15 protein-coding genes are annotated in these 16,089 nt (G+C 76.5%); all 15 read right to left on the reverse strand.

Features of this window, described 5'->3' with window-relative positions:
• Positions 1-190 precede the first annotated feature (190 nt).
• A complete protein-coding gene (locus tag BJ968_RS02495) occupies positions 191-1,045 on the reverse strand; it encodes a ParA family protein (RefSeq protein ID WP_343078223.1) in 855 nt (284 codons plus the stop codon).
• Positions 1,046-1,418: 373 nt separating this feature from the next.
• Complete coding sequence (locus BJ968_RS02500) at positions 1,419-2,405, reverse strand: tyrosine recombinase (RefSeq protein ID WP_179748929.1); 987 nt, start codon at positions 2,403-2,405, stop codon at positions 1,419-1,421.
• A gap of 70 nt (positions 2,406-2,475) precedes the next feature.
• A complete protein-coding gene (locus BJ968_RS02505) occupies positions 2,476-3,150 on the reverse strand; it encodes an NUDIX domain-containing protein (protein WP_179748931.1) in 675 nt (224 codons plus the stop codon).
• A complete protein-coding gene (gene pyrG / locus BJ968_RS02510; protein WP_343077770.1) occupies positions 3,147-4,871 on the reverse strand; it encodes a CTP synthase in 1,725 nt (574 codons plus the stop codon). The genes BJ968_RS02505 and pyrG overlap by 4 nt, the downstream gene beginning before the upstream one ends.
• 41 nt (positions 4,872-4,912) lie before the next feature.
• A complete protein-coding gene (locus BJ968_RS02515; RefSeq protein ID WP_218884714.1) occupies positions 4,913-5,962 on the reverse strand; it encodes a glycosyltransferase in 1,050 nt (349 codons plus the stop codon).
• Between the two features lie 14 nt (positions 5,963-5,976).
• Positions 5,977-7,590, reverse strand: a complete 1,614-nt coding sequence (locus BJ968_RS02520; protein WP_179748935.1) for a lipid II flippase MurJ — start codon at positions 7,588-7,590, stop codon at positions 5,977-5,979.
• Positions 7,587-8,438 carry a hypothetical protein gene (locus tag BJ968_RS02525; RefSeq protein WP_425491456.1) on the reverse strand — a complete coding sequence of 284 codons (852 nt, stop codon included), beginning with the start codon at positions 8,436-8,438 and terminating at the stop codon, positions 7,587-7,589. Before BJ968_RS02525 ends, BJ968_RS02520 begins: the two co-directional genes overlap by 4 nt.
• Positions 8,435-9,409, reverse strand: coding sequence for a copper transporter (locus BJ968_RS02530; protein ID WP_179748937.1), 975 nt, complete (start codon positions 9,407-9,409; stop codon positions 8,435-8,437). Before BJ968_RS02530 ends, BJ968_RS02525 begins: the two co-directional genes overlap by 4 nt.
• 49 nt (positions 9,410-9,458) lie before the next feature.
• Complete coding sequence (gene steA, locus BJ968_RS02535; RefSeq protein ID WP_179748939.1) at positions 9,459-10,676, reverse strand: putative cytokinetic ring protein SteA; 1,218 nt, start codon at positions 10,674-10,676, stop codon at positions 9,459-9,461.
• Positions 10,677-10,689: 13 nt separating this feature from the next.
• Complete coding sequence (gene recN / locus BJ968_RS02540) at positions 10,690-12,519, reverse strand: DNA repair protein RecN (protein WP_179748941.1); 1,830 nt, start codon at positions 12,517-12,519, stop codon at positions 10,690-10,692.
• The gene (locus BJ968_RS02545; protein ID WP_343077771.1) at positions 12,516-13,442 is read right to left on the reverse strand and encodes an NAD kinase; all 927 of its coding nucleotides are present in this window, start codon (positions 13,440-13,442) and stop codon (positions 12,516-12,518) included. Before BJ968_RS02545 ends, recN begins: the two co-directional genes overlap by 4 nt.
• Positions 13,439-14,236: a TlyA family RNA methyltransferase gene (locus BJ968_RS02550; RefSeq protein ID WP_179756094.1), complete on the reverse strand. Its 798-nt coding sequence runs from the start codon at positions 14,234-14,236 to the stop codon at positions 13,439-13,441. Before BJ968_RS02550 ends, BJ968_RS02545 begins: the two co-directional genes overlap by 4 nt.
• A 16-nt stretch (positions 14,237-14,252) precedes the next feature.
• Positions 14,253-14,450, reverse strand: a complete 198-nt coding sequence (locus BJ968_RS02555) for a hypothetical protein (RefSeq protein ID WP_179748943.1) — start codon at positions 14,448-14,450, stop codon at positions 14,253-14,255.
• A gap of 101 nt (positions 14,451-14,551) precedes the next feature.
• Positions 14,552-15,622 (reverse strand): HAD-IIA family hydrolase, encoded by a 1,071-nt coding sequence (locus BJ968_RS02560; protein ID WP_218884716.1) that lies wholly within the window; start codon positions 15,620-15,622, stop codon positions 14,552-14,554.
• On the reverse strand, positions 15,619-16,035 hold the full coding sequence (locus BJ968_RS02565) for a tetratricopeptide repeat protein (RefSeq protein ID WP_179748945.1): 417 nt from the start codon (positions 16,033-16,035) through the stop codon (positions 15,619-15,621). Before BJ968_RS02565 ends, BJ968_RS02560 begins: the two co-directional genes overlap by 4 nt.
• Positions 16,036-16,089: the final 54 nt, after the last annotated feature.

Here is a 16,089-nt window from a genome sequence, read left to right on the forward strand (position 1 = left end):
ATCCGGTCACGACGCCGAACCATAGCCCTTTCGGGTTCGCTCGAACGGCCGATGCGGGGGTGTTGTGGGTGATCGGCTCCGACCGGCCGATACCTCGTGACTCACCGTTCACGCGCAGCGACCGAGAGGCACGGGAACAGGTTCTAGAACCCCGAAACCCTTACCCTGCGGCAGGTTTCGGGGCCGGCCCTCAGGCCGCGTCGCCGCGGGCGACGAGTTCCCGGGCCAGCTGCCGGTACGCCTCCGCGCCCGGGTGGTTGCCCGCGTAGGAGGTGATGGGCTCGGCCGCGACGGTCGCGTCCGGGAACTTCACGGTGCGCCCGATGACGGTGTGGAACACGTCGTCGCCGAACGCGTCCACGACGCGCGTGACGACCTCGCGGCTGTGCAGCGTCCGGCCGTCGTACATGGTGGCCAGGATCCCGTCGATCTCCAGGGCGGGGTTGAGGCGCTCCTGCACCTTCTCGATCGTCTCCACCAGCAGCGCGACCCCGCGCAGGGCGAAGAACTCGCACTCCAGCGGGATGAGCACGCCGTGCGAGGCGGTCAGCGCGTTGACCGTCAGCAGCCCCAGGGACGGCTGGCAGTCGATGAGGACCACGTCGTAGTCGGCCAGCGCCGGGCGCAGCGCGCGGGCCAGCACGCTCTCGCGCGCGACCTCGCCGACGAGCTGGACCTCGGCCGCGGACAGGTCGATGTTGGCCGGCAGCAGGTCCAGCCCCTCGACGGCCGTCTCGCGGATGACCTCGCGCACGTCCGTCCCGCGCTCCATGAGCAGCTGGTAGACCGTCTTGTCGAGCTCGTGCGGGTTGACGCCCAGCCCGGCCGACAACGCGCCTTGGGGGTCGAAGTCGACGAGCAGCACGCGGCGGCCGTACTCGGCCAGCGCCGCCCCCAGGTTGATGGTCGTCGTCGTCTTGCCGACGCCGCCCTTCTGGTTGCACATGGAGATGACGCGCGCCGGGCCGTGGTGGTCCAGCCGGGCCGGGACCGGGAAGGTCGGCAGCGGGCGGCCCGTGGGGCCGTCCTGCGGCCCCAGCTCGATCTCGCCCTGGACCGCGCGCGGCTCGGCCGGCGTCACGGGCTGGGCCACGGCCTCCGGCGAGGCGTTCTGCGAGGGGTCCTGCGAGGACTGCTGCACCACCGGGACCACGGGCCGGGGCGCCGGATCGTGCGCGGCCGGCACCGGCTGCCCGGCGGCGCGGGAGGCGTCCACGGCGGGGCCGAAGGCCGAGGGCCGGGCGGTGGCGGACGGCAGGTGCTCGCTGGTCACGGGAGGTGGCACTTCCTCGGGCGGTCGTCGGGTCGGGCGGTCCTGCCGCGACCTTAGTCGCCGCGAACGGGTGGTGGTGCCGACGGGTCGTGGTTCCGCGTGCGCGCAGCGTGGGCCCTGAGGGCCGGACGGGGCGCGCGCAGGCTCACGAGGGCGACCCGGTGCGCACCTCGCGCCGGGCGTCGGCGGTGACGAGCGTCGTGTAGACCTGCGTCGTGGTCACCGAGGCGTGCCCCAGCAGCTCCTGGACGGCCCGGACGTCGGCCCCGTCCCGCAGCAGGTGCGTGGCGAAGGAGTGCCGCAGGGTGTGCGGGGACACCGCCCGGGTGATGCCGGCCCGGCGGGCGGCGGTCTGCAGGACGGCCCAGGCGCTCTGCCGCGACAGGCGGCCACCGCGCGTGTTGACGAACAGGGCGCCGGTGCCGGCGCCGCGCCCCGCCAGCAGCGGCCGGGATCGCAGGAGGTACTGCTCCAGGGCGTCCTGCGCGAGGGACCCCAGGGGCACGAGGCGCTCCTTAGCCCCCGAACCCCGCAGGCGGAACACGCCCGGGCGCCCCGCCAGCCGCGACGGGACGTCGTCCACGTCCAGCCCGACGGCCTCGCTGATGCGGGCCCCGCAGCCGTAGAGCACCTCCAGCAGCGCCCGGTCCCGCAGCGGCACCGCCGCCGGCTCCCCCTCACCGCCCAGCCCCGCCACCTGCAGCAGGCGGGTGACCTCCTCCACCGTCAACGCCGCGGGCGAGCGCCGCGGCGGCGCCGGCGGGCGCACCAGCAGGGCCGGGTCGTCCGCGCTGCGCCCCTCGGCGTGCAGGAACCGGTGCCAGCCGCGCACCGCCGACGCCGTGCGCGCCGCGGAGCTGGCCGTCAGCGGGGTGCCGCCGTCCTCCCCCGAGCGCAGCGCCGCGACGAACGCCGCGACGACGGCCTCGTCCACACCGGTCGGGTCGGCGACGCCCCGCGCGGCGAGGAAGCGGACGTAGCGGGCCAGGTCGCGGCGGTAGGCCCCCAGGGTGTTGGCGCTCAGCCCCCGCTCGACCTGCAGGTGACCGAGGTAGTCCCGCACCGCCGAGCGCAGCGCGGCGGGCGCCTCCTCGGGCGCACCCGTGGGCGGGGCGAGGGGCTGGGCGGACACGCTCCGACCCTAGTGGCCCGCCCCGGCGCCGGCCGGTCCCCCACGCGGGGAGGGACCGGCGTGGCGCGGGTCAGCGCGGCGGCGTGATGAGCCCCGTCGGCCACGGCGTGCCCGCCGGGCGCAGGTCCTGCCAGCCGCCGGCCCGGGCCGCCTGCAGCGCCAGGACGCCGATGACGCTGCCGGGGTTGGTCAGCCGCCCCTCCAGGACGGCCCGCACGGCCTGCGCCAGCGGCACCCGCACCGGGACGAGGTCCTTCTCCTCGTCCTCCCGCAGGTGCCGGTCGGCCTCGGGGACGGCGCTCAGGCCGCGCGCCAGGTAGATGCGGTTGGCCTCGCTGGACCCCCCGGGGGAGTTGAACCAGTCCACCAGGACGGCCCAGTCGGAGGCGACGAGGTCGGCCTCCTCGGCCAGCTCGCGCCGGGCCGCCAGCAGCGGTTCCTCCCCGGCGACGTCCAGCAGCCCGGCGGGCAGCTCCCACAGCTCCCGCCGCACGGGGTGGCGGTACTGCTTGATGAACAGGACGTTCTCGTCGTCGTCGAGGGCCAGGATCGTCACCGCGCCCGGGTGGCGCTGCACGTCGCGCACGACCGTGCCGCCGTCGGGCAGTTCCACCGTCTCGCGCACGACGTCCCAGACGTGCCCCGAGAACACCACGTCCGAACCCACCAGCCGCCGCTGCGCGACGGCGTCCAGGAGCTCGGCCCCGTCGACGACGGGGACACCCAGTTCGGCCGGGAAGCTCACGCCTTCACGTCCGTGAGCTCCTCGACGAGCCCGGCCTCGGCCGCCGGCTCGGGGTCGACGTCCAGGAGCTGCCCCTCGCGCTGGCGCAGCAGAGCCGCCGCGACGAGACCGGAGAACAGCGGGTGCGACCGCGTCGGCCGGGACTTGAACTCCGGGTGCGCCTGCGTGCCCACGTAGTACGGGTGCACCTCGGCGGGCAGCTCGACGAACTCGACGAGCTCGCGGTCCGGGGAGGTGCCGGAGAACACCAGGCCCTTGGCGGACAGCTGGTCGCGGTAGGAGTTGTTCACCTCGTAGCGGTGCCGGTGCCGCTCGGAGATGCGCTCGCTGCCGTAGGTGGCGGCGACGACCGACCCCGGCTGCAGCACGGCGTCGTAGGAACCCAGCCGCATCGTGCCGCCCATGTCGCCCTCGCCGGAGACGATCTCGCGCTGCTCGGCCATCGTGGCGATGACGGGGTGCTTGGCGTCGGGCTCGAACTCGGTGGAACTGGCGTTCTTCAGCCCGGCGACGTTGCGCGCGTACTCGATCACCATGCACTGCAGGCCAAGGCACAGCCCCAGGGTCGGGACGCCGTTCTCCCGCGACCACTTCAGCGCACCGAGCTTGCCCTCGATGCCGCGGACCCCGAAACCGCCCGGGACGCAGACCGCGTCGACGCCGTGCAGCTGCTTGCGCGCGCCCTCGGGGGTCTTGCAGTCGTCGGAGGCGACCCAGCGGATGTCCACCTTCGCGTCCTCGGCGAAACCCCCGGCGCGCAGCGCCTCGGTGACCGACAGGTAGGCGTCGGGCAGGTCGATGTACTTGCCGACGAGCGCGATCTCGACGCGGCGGCGCGGGTTGTGCACGCGGCGCAGCAGGTCGTCCCAGGTCGACCAGTCGACGTCGCGGAAGCTGAGGTTCAGCTTGCGGACGAGGTAGGCGTCCAGGCCCTCGCGGTGGATGACCTTCGGGATGTCGTAGATCGACGGCGCGTCGACGCAGGCGATGACGGCCTCGTCGTCGACGTCGCACATCGAGGCGATCTTGCGCTTGACGCTCTCGGGGATCTCCCGGTCGGCGCGGCACACGATGGCGTCGGGCTGGATGCCGATGTTGCGCAGCTGGGCGACGGAGTGCTGCGTCGGCTTGGTCTTCAGCTCACCGCTGGGCCCGATGTACGGCACGAGGGAGACGTGGACGAAGAACACGTTGTCGCGGCCGAGGCGCTGGCGGACCTGACGGGCGGCCTCCAGGAACGGCAGGGACTCGATGTCGCCGACCGTGCCGCCGACCTCGGTGATGATGACGTCGATGTCCTCGCGGGCCTGGGCCCGCATCCGGTCGACGATCTCGTTGGTGATGTGCGGGATGACCTGGACGGTGTCACCGAGGTACTCCCCGCGCCGCTCCTTGGCGATGACCGCGGAGTACACCTGACCGGTCGTGACGTTCGCCGAGGCGTCGAAGCGCACGTCGAGGAAGCGCTCGTAGTGGCCGATGTCGAGGTCCGTCTCGGCGCCGTCGTCGGTCACGAAGACCTCGCCGTGCTGGAACGGGTTCATCGTGCCGGGGTCGACGTTGAGGTAGGGGTCGAGCTTCTGCATCGCGACGCGCAGACCGCGGGCGCGGAGGAGACGACCGAGGCTGGAGGCGGTCAACCCCTTCCCGAGGGAGCTGGCCACACCCCCGGTCACGAAGACGTGCTGGGTGATGGACTCGGGAGTGCTGCGGTTCGCCACGGAGTTCGATCGTACCCGACACCGGCGCCCGGTGCGGCCGGTCAGCCGCGCGCGGCGGCGTGGACCCGGCGGACCTGCTCGGCGGCGTCGTCCCCCGTCGGCAGCTGCGCCGCCCGCTGCCGGGCCCGCTCGGAGCGCACGGCCCGCTCGGTGGCGTCCCCGGCGAGCCGGGCCAGGGCCTGGGCGACCGCGCCGGCGTCCCCCACCGGCACCAGCAGCGCGGCGTCGCCGGTCACCTCCCGCGTGCCCCCGGCGTCGGTCGCCACGAGGGGGACCCCGGCCCGCAGCGCCTCCTGCACGAAGACCGGCTGCCCCTCCCAGACGCTGGTGCTGACGGCGACGTCGGCCGCGGCGAGCAGGTCCGCGACGTCCTCGCGGCGACCGAGCAGCTCGACGGGCAGGTCCTCGGCGCGGACCCGGGCGGCGAGGTCGTCGAGCAGCGGCCCGTCACCGGCGACGGCGACGCGGACCCCCGAGCGCCCCGCGGCCTCCAGCAGCGTCCCCAGGTCCTTCTGCGGGGCCAGCCGGGCCACGGCCAGCGCCACCGGCCCCGTGCCCAGGACGGCGCGGCCGCGGGCGGCGTCACCGGGCGGCAGCGGGGGTGCCGGCACGAGGGCGCGGTCGGCCACCCCGGCGCCGAGGCGGTGGGCCAGGGCGACCAGGTCACCCGAGACGCCCAGCACGACGTCGGCCCGCCGGCACACCACCCCGAGCACGGCCAGCCCCAGCCCGGCCCGCGGCCCGCGGCCCAGGACGGCGTTGTGCAGCGTCACGACCAGGGGCGTGCGGCGCGGGACGGCGAGGGTCGCCACGAACCCGGCGCGCACGCCGTGGGCGTGCACCAGCGCCCCCGGCACGGCCGCCACCGCCCGGCGCAGGGCCCGCGCGGCCCGCAGGTCCCGGGCCGGGTCGATGCTCGGGCCGATCTCCACGGCCGTCGCCGGGACGCCGAAGGCGAAGCGCCGCAGGGTCTGCGCGGGGGCCGCGACCCGGACGTCGGTGCCGTCGGCGCGCAGCCGCGCGCACAGCTCGGCGACGTGCCGGCCCACCCCCCCGGCGCTGCTGCCCAGCACGAACACGACAGGTCCCACGGTTCCTCCCGGACTCATCGGCGGACGGCCCGCCGGGCACTGCCGGCCAGCGCCGCCAGGTCGGCGGGTGCGCTCAGCCGCGCCACGGCGAGCCACACGAGGGTCGCACCGGCGGCGACGAGGACGCCCTGCCCCACGGCCGGCGCGACGTGGTCGGCGCGCCACCAGGTGGTCACCGCGCTCCCCGCGCCGCCGGCCGCCGCACCCGCCAGCACGGCCGCGGCCAGGACACGGCCGGCTCCGGTCGCCGCGCCGGGCACCGCCCGGTGCGCCGACCGGAGCAGCAGAGCGCCCGAGACGCTCAGCCCGAGGGTGTGCGCGACCGCGAGCGCCGCCACGACCCGGTCGGCCGGCAGCAGCAGCGGCAGGACCACGACCCCGGCCAGGACCACGGCCCACCCCGCGACGGTCCCGGTCGCGGCCTGCCGCCCGGCGCCGACGGTGTAGAGCGCGCGGGTCAGCAGGGCGACCATGCCGTATCCCAGCAGGGCGGGGGCGAACAGCACCAGGGCCAGGGACAGGTCGCCCGTCTGGCCGGACCCGGCGCGGCCGGCGACGAAGACGACGGCGACGGGGGCCGCGACCGCGGCCAGGACCGCCGCGCCCAGGGAGCTGACGAGCAGCACCGTGCGCACCGCGGGGGCGAGCAGGGCGGCCAGCTCGGCCCGGCCGGTGTCGGCGGCGCGCGCCAGGCGCGGGAAGACGGCCGTGGCGACGGGGACGGCGAGCACGGCGTACGGCAGCAGGAACAGCGCCCAGGCGTAGCTCCAGCGGTTGACCGCCCCCGGGACGCCGTTGGAGGCCACCGTGATCGCGACGGTGACGACCTGCTGGGCCAGCAGCACCGCCAGCCCGGACAGGGCCAGCGACCGCAGGCGGGCGCCGTCACCGGGCGCGGGACGCAACGCCGGGCGCCAGCGCACCGGTCCCCGCAGGGCCGGGACGTGCGTCAGCGCGAGGGCGACGACCCCCAGGGTCGTCCCGCCGGCGAGGACGGCGACCGCGGCGGCGGGCACGTCGCCGGGCTCGCCCCGGACGACGCGGGCCGGCACGAGCACGCCGACGAGCAGGTAGCTCCCGCCGACGACGAGGCTGGACACCAGGGGCGCGGCGGCGGGGGCGGTGAAGCGCTGCTGGGCCTGCAGGACCCCGGCGAACACGACGGCCACCGCGTACAGCGGCACCTGCGGCAGGAAGACCCAGAGCATCACGGTGCCGGTGTGCAGCAGGGAGTCCCCGCACTGGCGCACGGCCCCCTCGCGCAGCAGCAGACCCATCACCGGCCGGGCCAGGACGGCGGTGAGGGCGCCGACGGCGAGCAGGGCTAGCACGCTCCACGTCAGCGCGGCCGACGCCGTGCGGGAAGCCGCCGCCCGGTCCGCGGCGTCCCCGGAGGCGAACCGGGACGACAGCAGCGGGACGAGGACACCGGCCAGGGCGCCACCGGCGACGACCTCGAACAGCACGTTGGGGACCTGGTTGGCCGTGGTGTAGGCCGTGCCGAGGCAGGTGTCGCCCACGGTCTGGCTGAAGGCCAGGACCCGGCCGAAGCCCGCGAGCCGGGCGAGGACCGTCAGCAGCGCCACGGACGCCGCGGCGGCGGCCACCGACCGCGCACGTGGGGTCACGGCCGGCCGAGGCGGTCGAGCTCGCGCAGGAGCGGCTGCGCCTCGATGACGCGGCTGAAGCTGACCTTCTCGGACGCCAGGGTGAGCGCCACGACGGCGGCCAGCGCGCCCACCCGGCCGCGCCGGTGCCAGCGGGCCAGGGCGGCCACCCCCAGCACCGCCCCCAGCGCGTTCGCGCCGGTGTCGCCGAGCATGCTGCGCCCGGCGAGGTCGTCGGGCAGGACGGCGGCGCAGGCCCCGGCGACGGCGCCCGCCAGCGGCCGGGCCGCCGCCGCGCCGGGCCCGGCGGCGAGGGAGGCGGCGGCGACGGCGGCCACCTTCGCGGCCCGCCCCGGGCGCAGGTCGAAGAGGTTGAGCAGGTTCGCCGATCCCGCCACGAGCGCCCCGGCGACCACCGCGTCCAGGACCGCCACCCGGTCGCGGGGCCGCTCGACGAGGGCCGCCGCGGCCAGCCCGGTCGCGCCGATGCCCAGCACCTTCCAGCCGCCCGTCGTCAGCCGTCCCCGACGGGCCGCCGCGAGGTGCCCCCGCAGCCCGCGGGCCCCGGCGTCCCGCTCCCCCGTGCGCTCGGTCAGGTCGTCCAGGGCGCCGAAGGCCGCCGCGCCCACGGCGGCGACGGCTCCGGCGGCGCGCCACGGCGGCGCGGCGGCGAGCACGCCGGCGCTCACCGCGAGCGCGGCCGCGGGCCCTTCGAGCAGCGTGACCGACCGGCCCGCGTGGTTGGTGCGTTCCCAGCGCCGCGGTCCGCCCGGCGGGGCGGCGCGCAGCAGGTCCGCGCCGCGCCGGCCCGCCGACCGGGCGGCGGCCAGCGCCAGCGCGGTCCGCAGCGGAGGGCCCACGGGGCTCACGGGGCGACCGCGGGCAGCGGCGGGCTGACGGCCGTGGCCGAGTCGGCGGTGCCGTACTGCCCGACGCCGCCGGACAGCTGCTGGCGCAGCGCCAGGACCACGTTGACGCGCCCGATCGGGGAGTCGAGGTCGTCGACGCTGCTGACGTCCCGCGTCACGTCGTCGTCGGCGCGCAGCGCGGCGACGACCCCGCCGTCGGCGGTGGACTCCGCGGGTCCCGCCACGACCGCGCCGGCGCTGGCGGCGTCCAGGGCCGCGGCGACGGCGTTCCAGGTGGTGGTCGTCGCCTCCTGCTGGGCGTCGGTGGTGTCGGTGTCGGGAGCCCCGCCGACCACGAGGGCCAGGGTGCCGCGCGCGACCGCCGGGCCTCCGTCGCCCTGGACCTCGACGAGCCCGGCGTCGGACAGGGTCGTCAGGACGGTCTGCGCCCCCTGGTCGAGCTCGGTGGACTGCGCGAGCTCGGTGGTCACCAGCGCCCGCGCCAGCTCCGCGGCCAGCAGGTCCTCGGGGGTGGCGTCGGCGGCCGGGGTCGTCGGCAGCTGCGCCGCGAGCGAGCTCGCGGCCTCCTGCCGCTCGGCGGTCGCCGCGGCGGACGTGTCGATCCAGCGCTCCTGGACGGTGACCTGGGCCGAAACCTGGGCCCCGGCGGCCTCCAGGGCGCTGACCGTCGCGTCGACCTGGCTGGAGTCGGCCCCGGGCAGCTCGACGACGGCGACGCCGCGGCCGCCGAGCTGGCGGGCCACCAGGGCCGGGGCGACGGCCTCGGCCCAGGCGTCCTGCTGGTCGACCGTCGTCAGGGCCTGGTCGCGCTCGGTCCGCAGCTGGTTCTTCTCGGTCGTGAGCTGCCTGACCTGGTCGGTGATGCCCGTGGAGATGCCCTCGTTGAGGGGTCCGGCGCCCAGCACGATGCCGACGGCGAGGGCGAGGAACACCGACACCAGCGAGACCACGTGGTACCGGAAGTCGATCACTGCAGTTCCTGTCGGTCGGGGACGGTGCGGGGGTGGGGGCGGGCCGCGCTCAGGGCCCCTCCCCCGGCAGCAACCCCAGGAGACCGGCCCACAGGTCCTCCAGCCGGGCCCCCGTGACGGCCAGGATGGCCTGCCCGGTGGGGGTCACCAGCAGCGCCGCCACGAGGGCCAGGACCCCGGCCAGGACGAGGACGAGGACCTGCGCGTCGGACACCCGCGACCGGTACAGCCGGGAGACGCCCTTGGCGTCGACGAGCTTGCCGCCCACCCGCAGCCGCGTCAGGAAGGTGCTGGCCATGCCGGAGCGGCCCTTGTCGAGGAACTCCACGAGGGTCACGTGGGTGCCGACGGCGGCGATGAGCGTGGCGCCCTTGTCGTCGGCGAGCAGCATGGCGACGTCCTCGCTGGTGCCCGTCGCGGGGAAGACGACGGCGTCGATGCCCAGGGACCGGACGCGGTCCAGGCCCGGCGCGCGGCCGTCGCGGTAGGCGTGGACCACGACCTCGGCGCCGCTGCGCAGCGCGGCGTCGGAGACCGAGTCCATGTCGCCGACGATGAGGTCGGGTCGCCAGCCGGCCTCCAGGATCGCGTCCGCCCCGCCGTCGACGCCGATGAGCACGGGCTTGTACTCCCGCACGTACGACCGGAGGGTGACGAGGTCCTCCTTGTAGTGGTAGCCGCGGACCACGATGAGCGCGTGCCGGCCGTCGAGGTCGGTGCGGATGTCGGGGACGCCGACACCGTCCAGGAGCAGCTCGCGCTCGCGCCGCAGGTACTCCATGGTGTTGGCCGCGAAGGCCTCCAGCTGCAGCGACAGGCCCGCGCGCGCGGTCTCCATGTCGGCCGCGACCAGCTCGGCGTTCAGCCGGCGACCCCGGCCGACGACGTTCCCGCCGCTGGTGAGGACCTCGTCGTCCAGGACCCCGGTGGCGCCCTCGGCCAGCTGGGTCATGACGTCCTGCCCGACGTCGTCGAGGACGGGGATGCCGGCCTCGACGAGGATGCCCGGCCCCAGGTTCGGGTAGCGGCCGGACGTGCTGCGCGAGGCGTTGACGACGGCGGCCGGTGCGCAGGCCACGAGGGCCTCGGCCGAGACGCGGTCGAGGTCGAGGTGGTCGATGACGGCGATGTCGCCGGGTCGCAGGCGCTTGGTCAGCCGCTTGGTCCGGCGGTCGACCCGCAGGGTGCCGGTCACCGCGCCGGGCTCGGCGGCCCGCGACGTCGCGCCCGTCCCGGCGTCGCCGCGTCCCCACCGACGCCTGATCACCGTTGGAACTCCCTCACCCCTGCGTCCGTCGCCTCCCGCTCCTGCCCGAGGCCGGAGCCGATCGTCCCACGGGCGCGGTGGCGCTCCGCGCCGCACGCGCCGTCCGCGCCTTCGGGGCCCGCGCGGGCGGCTCGTCCTGCACCGCTTCTGCACGCGAGGACCTCAGGAGCTCCTCGGCGTGGGCCCGCTCGGTGCCCGACCCCCGTCCGGACAGCATGCGCGCCAGCTCGCTCACCCGGCCCTCGTCGTCCAGCGCCACGACGCCGGACTCGGTGACGCTGCCGTCGTCGGTCTTGACGACCGTCAGGTGGGTGTCGGCGAAGGCGGCGACCTGGGCGAGGTGGGTGACCACGACGACCTGGGTGGTGCGGGCCAGCCGGGCCAGCCGGCGGCCGATCTCGACCGCGGCGCGACCGCCGACCCCCGCGTCGACCTCGTCGAAGACCATGGTGGGCACCGGGTCGGCCCCGGCCAGGACGACCTCCAGGGCCAGCATGACGCGCGACAGCTCACCGCCGGAGGCCCCGCGCGCCAGCGGCCGCGGTGCCGCGCCGGAGTGGGCGGCCAGCAGCAGCTCCACGCCGTCGCAGCCGGCCGGGCCCAGGTCGTGCCCCGTGCGGACGGCGACCTCCACGCGGGCGCTGGGCATGGCCAGCGCCGCCAGCTCGGCGGCCACCCGCTCCTCCAGCGCGACCGCGCTGGCCGTCCGCGCCGCCGTCATCCGGCCCGCGAGGGAGCGCAGGTCGCGCTCGAGCTCGTCGCGCTCCTTCGCCAGGGCGTCCAGCCGGCCGTCGTCGTCGAGGTCCAGCAGGCGCTCGGCCGCCTCCTGCGCCCAGCGCAGCACCCCCGCCACGCCCTCGGAGAGGTCCTCGGCGTGGCGGCGGACCAGGGTGTTCAGCTGGGCGCGTCGTTCCTCGACGACCTGCAGCCGGAGGGGGTCGGCCTCCAGGGACTGCGCGTAGGCCGCGATCTCGGTGGACAGGTCCGCGAGCAGGTAGGAGACCTCCTCGGCGCGCGCGGCGAGCCCGGCCAGCGTCGCGTCGTGCTCGCCGGCCTGCGTCAGCGCGCGGCGGGCGGCGTCGACGCGGGTGTCGGCCCCGTCGTCCCCGATCCCGTCCTCACCAGCGCCGGTGAGCGCCTCGTGCGCCGTCGCGGCGGCCGTGCGCAGCACCTCGACGTGCGCCAGCCGCGACGCCTCCTCGCGCAGGGCGGTGTCCTCGTCGGGCTGGGGGTCGACGCGCTCGATCTCGGCGAGACCCAGCCGCAGGAGCTCGGCCTCCCGGGCCCGCTCGGCGGTGTGCCCGGCGACGTGGTCGTGCTCGTCGCTGACCGCCCGCCAGCGCGCGTGCAGACCCCGGTAGGTCGTCAGGTCGTCGGTGACGACGGACCCGGCGAAGGCGTCGAGGACCCTCAGCTGCTGGGCCGCCGAGCGCAGCCGGAGCTGGTCGGTCTGCCCGTGGACGGCGATGAGGTGCTCGGACAGCTCGGCCAGCACGCCCACGGGGGCGCCGCGCCCGCCGACGTGGGCCCGGCTGCGACCGCCGGCCGACAGGGTGCGGGCCAGCAGCAGGGATCCCTCGTCGAGGTCGCCGCCGGCCTCGCGGGCGCGGGCCGCGACCGGGCCGTCGTCGGGGACCTGCACGCGGCCCTCGACGACCGCGGTGTCGTCCCCGGCCCGCACGGCGCCGGCGTCGGCGCGCTCGCCCATGAGCAGGTTCAACCCCGTGACGACCATCGTCTTGCCGGCCCCGGTCTCGCCCGTGATGACCGTCAGGCCCGGGCCCAGCGGGAGCCGGGCGTCGCGGATGACGCCGAGGGAACGGATGTGGATCTCCTCGATCACACGAGCCCCCCGTCCGTCGAGCGCGGGCCGCGCCAGCCGGCGACCGGCAGGCCGAACTTGGCGACCAGCCGGTCGGTGAAGATCCCCGTGCTCAGCCGGGCCAGCCGGACGGTCTGGTCCGAGCGCCGCACTTCGACCCGGGCCCCCGCCGGGGCGGTGAAGGTGCGCCGGCCGTCGCACCACAGCACCCCGCCGTCCCCCAGGCCGGACAGGACCTCGACGCCCACGACCGACGTGGGCGCGATGACCAGCGGCCGCGCGAACAGGGCGTGCGCGCTGATCGGCACCACGAGCAGCGCCTCGACCTCGGGCCAGACGACCGGGCCACCGGCGGAGAAGGCGTAGGCCGTCGACCCCGTCGGCGTCGCGGCGATGACGCCGTCCCCGCCGAACGAGCTCAGCGGCCGTCCGTCGACGTCGACGACCAGCTCGAGCATCCGCTCGCGGTTCGCCTTCTCGACGGAGACCTCGTTGACGGCCCACGACGAGGCGACGACCTGCCCGTCGACGACGACCTGCACGTCGAGCGTCATGCGTTCCTCGACGCGGTAGTCCCCCGCCACGACGCGGGCGACCGTGCCGACGATCTCCTCGCGCTCGGCCTCGGCGAGGAAGCCGACGTGCCCCAGGTTCACCCCGAGCAGCGGGGTGTCGCTACCGCGCACGAGCTCGGCGGCGCGCAGGATCGTGCCGTCCCCCCCGAGGACGATGACCAGCTCGGCGTCGTCGACGGCGCCCTCGAGGTCGCACTCGACGACGAGGGCGCGGTCGGCGACGCTCAGGGCCGCCGCCTCCTCGGGTGTCATGATCGTCCGCACGCCGGCCTCGTGGAAGCGGTGCACGACCTTGGTGAGGGCCTGCAGCGCCTGGGGGCGGCCGGTGTGAGCCAGGACCAGCACGCTGCGTGGCGCGTCGGCGCTCACGACAGCCCCGCCTGCGGTCCCTCGGCGATGGCCCGGCCGAGGTCGTCCTCGGACAGCGCGGGGGCACCGGCGGTCAGGTGCAGGAAGTACTCCACGTTCCCGCTGGGCCCGGGCAGGGGGCTCGCGGCGACCCCGAGGACCCCGAGCCCCGCCGCGGACGCGGCGTCGGCGACGGTCCGCACGGCCCCGGCGCGCAGGTCGGCGCTGCGCACGACGCCACCGGCGCCGAGGGCCTCCCGGCCGACCTCGAACTGCGGTTTGACCATGAGGACGTGCTCGGCGTCGGTGGCCGCGCACCGCACGAACGCCGGCAGCACCAGGGTCAGGGAGATGAACGACAGGTCCGCCACGACGAGGGTGGGCGCCGGTGCGACCTGGTCCGGCTCCAGGGTGCGCACGTTGGTGCGCTCCAGCACCGTCACCCGCTCGTCGGTGCGCAGCGACCAGGCCATCTGCCCGTAGCCGACGTCGACCGCCACGACGTGCCCCGCTCCCCGGCGCAGCAGGACGTCCGTGAAGCCGCCGGTGCTGGCACCGGCGTCCAGGCAGCGTCGGCCGGTGACGTCGACGCCGAAAGCGTCGAGCGCGCCGATGAGCTTGTGGGCGCCGCGCGAGACGTACTCGTCCTGCCCACCGGCGTCGTCGACGACGATGGCCGCGGCGAGGTCGACCTGGGTCGCGGGTTTGGTGGCGGCCGAGCCGGCGATCCGGACGCGCCCGGCGGCCACCAGCTCGGAGGCGTGCTCCCGCGAGCGCGCAAGTCCCCGGCGGACCAGTTCGGCGTCCAGGCGCATCCTGCGTGCGGCCACGTCAGCCCTCCGCGCCGGCCAGGCGCTCACGCAGTGCCCGGTCGACCGCGGCGTAGACCTCGACGTGCTCGTGGACGCCGACGGCGTCCAGGCCGTCGAGCCGGGCCAGGGCAGCGGCGAGCGCACCGTCCGGGCCGGGGTCGTGCTGCCCGCTGGAGGGGGGACCGCCCGGTGCGGGCTGGCCGACGTCGTTCGTCACGGGCGTCACGCTACAAGCCCTCGCGGACAGCGCCCGCGCACCGTCCACCGCCGCGCGGTCGACGTGCCCATCGAGTCCCCGTCACGTGCCCACCGCGGACCTCAGCCCGGGCGACGGAGACTGTCCGTCACGGTGCGGACGCCAGCCGTCAGGTCGTCGCCGGTGAGGGCGTGGCCGTCGTCGGCGGCCGCCCACACCGCGACGGCGGCGGCCCGCAGGACGTCCAGCCCGTCCGGGCCCGCCTCGCCCCCCGGCACCCGCAGCCCGTGGGGGTCGACGGTGACCTCGGCGCCGCGGCAGCTCGCCGACACCGTGTCCTGCTCCCGGACCACCGCGACGCCGGGGTGGACGTCGGCGAGCGACCGCAGGTCGTGTCCGACGTGGGTGGGTCGCTCGTGCGGGGCGGCCGCGAGGAGTTCGCGCACGCCCGTGACACCGGTCAGGACCAGCAGTCCTGCGAGCCCGGCCGTGCGGGCGCCCTGCAGGTCGGTGTCGAGCCGGTCCCCGACGACGAGGGCGCGCTGCGCCCCGAGCCGTTGCACGGCGGCGTCGAACAACGCCCGCTCCGGCTTGCCGCACACGACATCCGGCCCGCGGCCCGCGGCCCGGGCGACGAGGTCGACGAGCAGGCCGTTGCCGGGGGCCGGGCCGCCGGGGGTCGGCACGGTGGCGTCCAGGTTCGTCGCGATCCACGGCAGACCGGCGCGGACGGCGTGCGTGGCCTCGGCCAGGTCGCGCCAGCCCAGGTCGGGTGAGAAGCCCTGCACGACGGCCACCGCCTCGTGCCGCTCGTGCGTGGGGCGCAACCCCACGTCCTCGAGGGCGACCCGCAGCCCCGTGGTCCCCACGAGCAGGACCGGCGACCCCGCGGGCAAGCGCCCGGCGAGGTGGTCGGCGGCGGCCTGCGCGGAGTTGACGACGTCCTCGTCGGCCGCCGGGACGTCGAGCTCACGCAGGTGCGCGGCGACGGTCTCCGGCGGGCGGGAGGCGTTGTTGGTGATGAAGCCGAGACGGCGACCGGCCCGCACGGCACCGCGCAGGGCCTCGGCCGCGTGCGGGACGGCGTCCGGGCCGACGTAGACGACACCGTCCAGGTCCAGCAGGAGGACGTCGTGCTGGTCCAGCAACGTCCCGTCCGTCGGGCGGAGGCTGATCTCGATCGTGTTGCTCACGAACTCCCCGGGCTCTGCCGCGCACGCAGGGTGGCGCGGACCTGTCGCAGTCGGTCGGCGTACTCGGGACGGTCGGGGCGCATGGCGTGCGCCATCGCCAGGTGTTCGGCCGCGAGGCCGAACCGTCCCAGCCGGCTGAGGCTGAGCCCCAGACCGAAGTGAGCGTAGTCGTCGGCCGGTCGGGCGTCGGCCAGGCGCCGGAACGACTCCGCTGCTCCGGCGACGTCCCCCGAGTCGTACTGCGCCCGGGCGAGGGCCTCCAGCACGACCGTCGACCCCGGCTCCTCCTGCCAGGCCCGGGACAGCAGGACCGCGGCGGCCGCGGCCTCACCGGCGGCGAGCAGGGCCAGGCCGCGCTGGAGCCACTCGTAGGTGCTGCCGGCGGGCCGCCGGCTCTCGCCTGCTCCTGACACGGGGCTGCCGCCTCTCGCTGCGGGTGGGTGCCGACGGCTCGGTCGGCCGTCGTC

Origin of the sequence: Kineococcus aurantiacus (assembly GCF_013409345.1) — a bacterium.
Taxonomy (GTDB): domain Bacteria; phylum Actinomycetota; class Actinomycetes; order Actinomycetales; family Kineococcaceae; genus Kineococcus; species Kineococcus aurantiacus.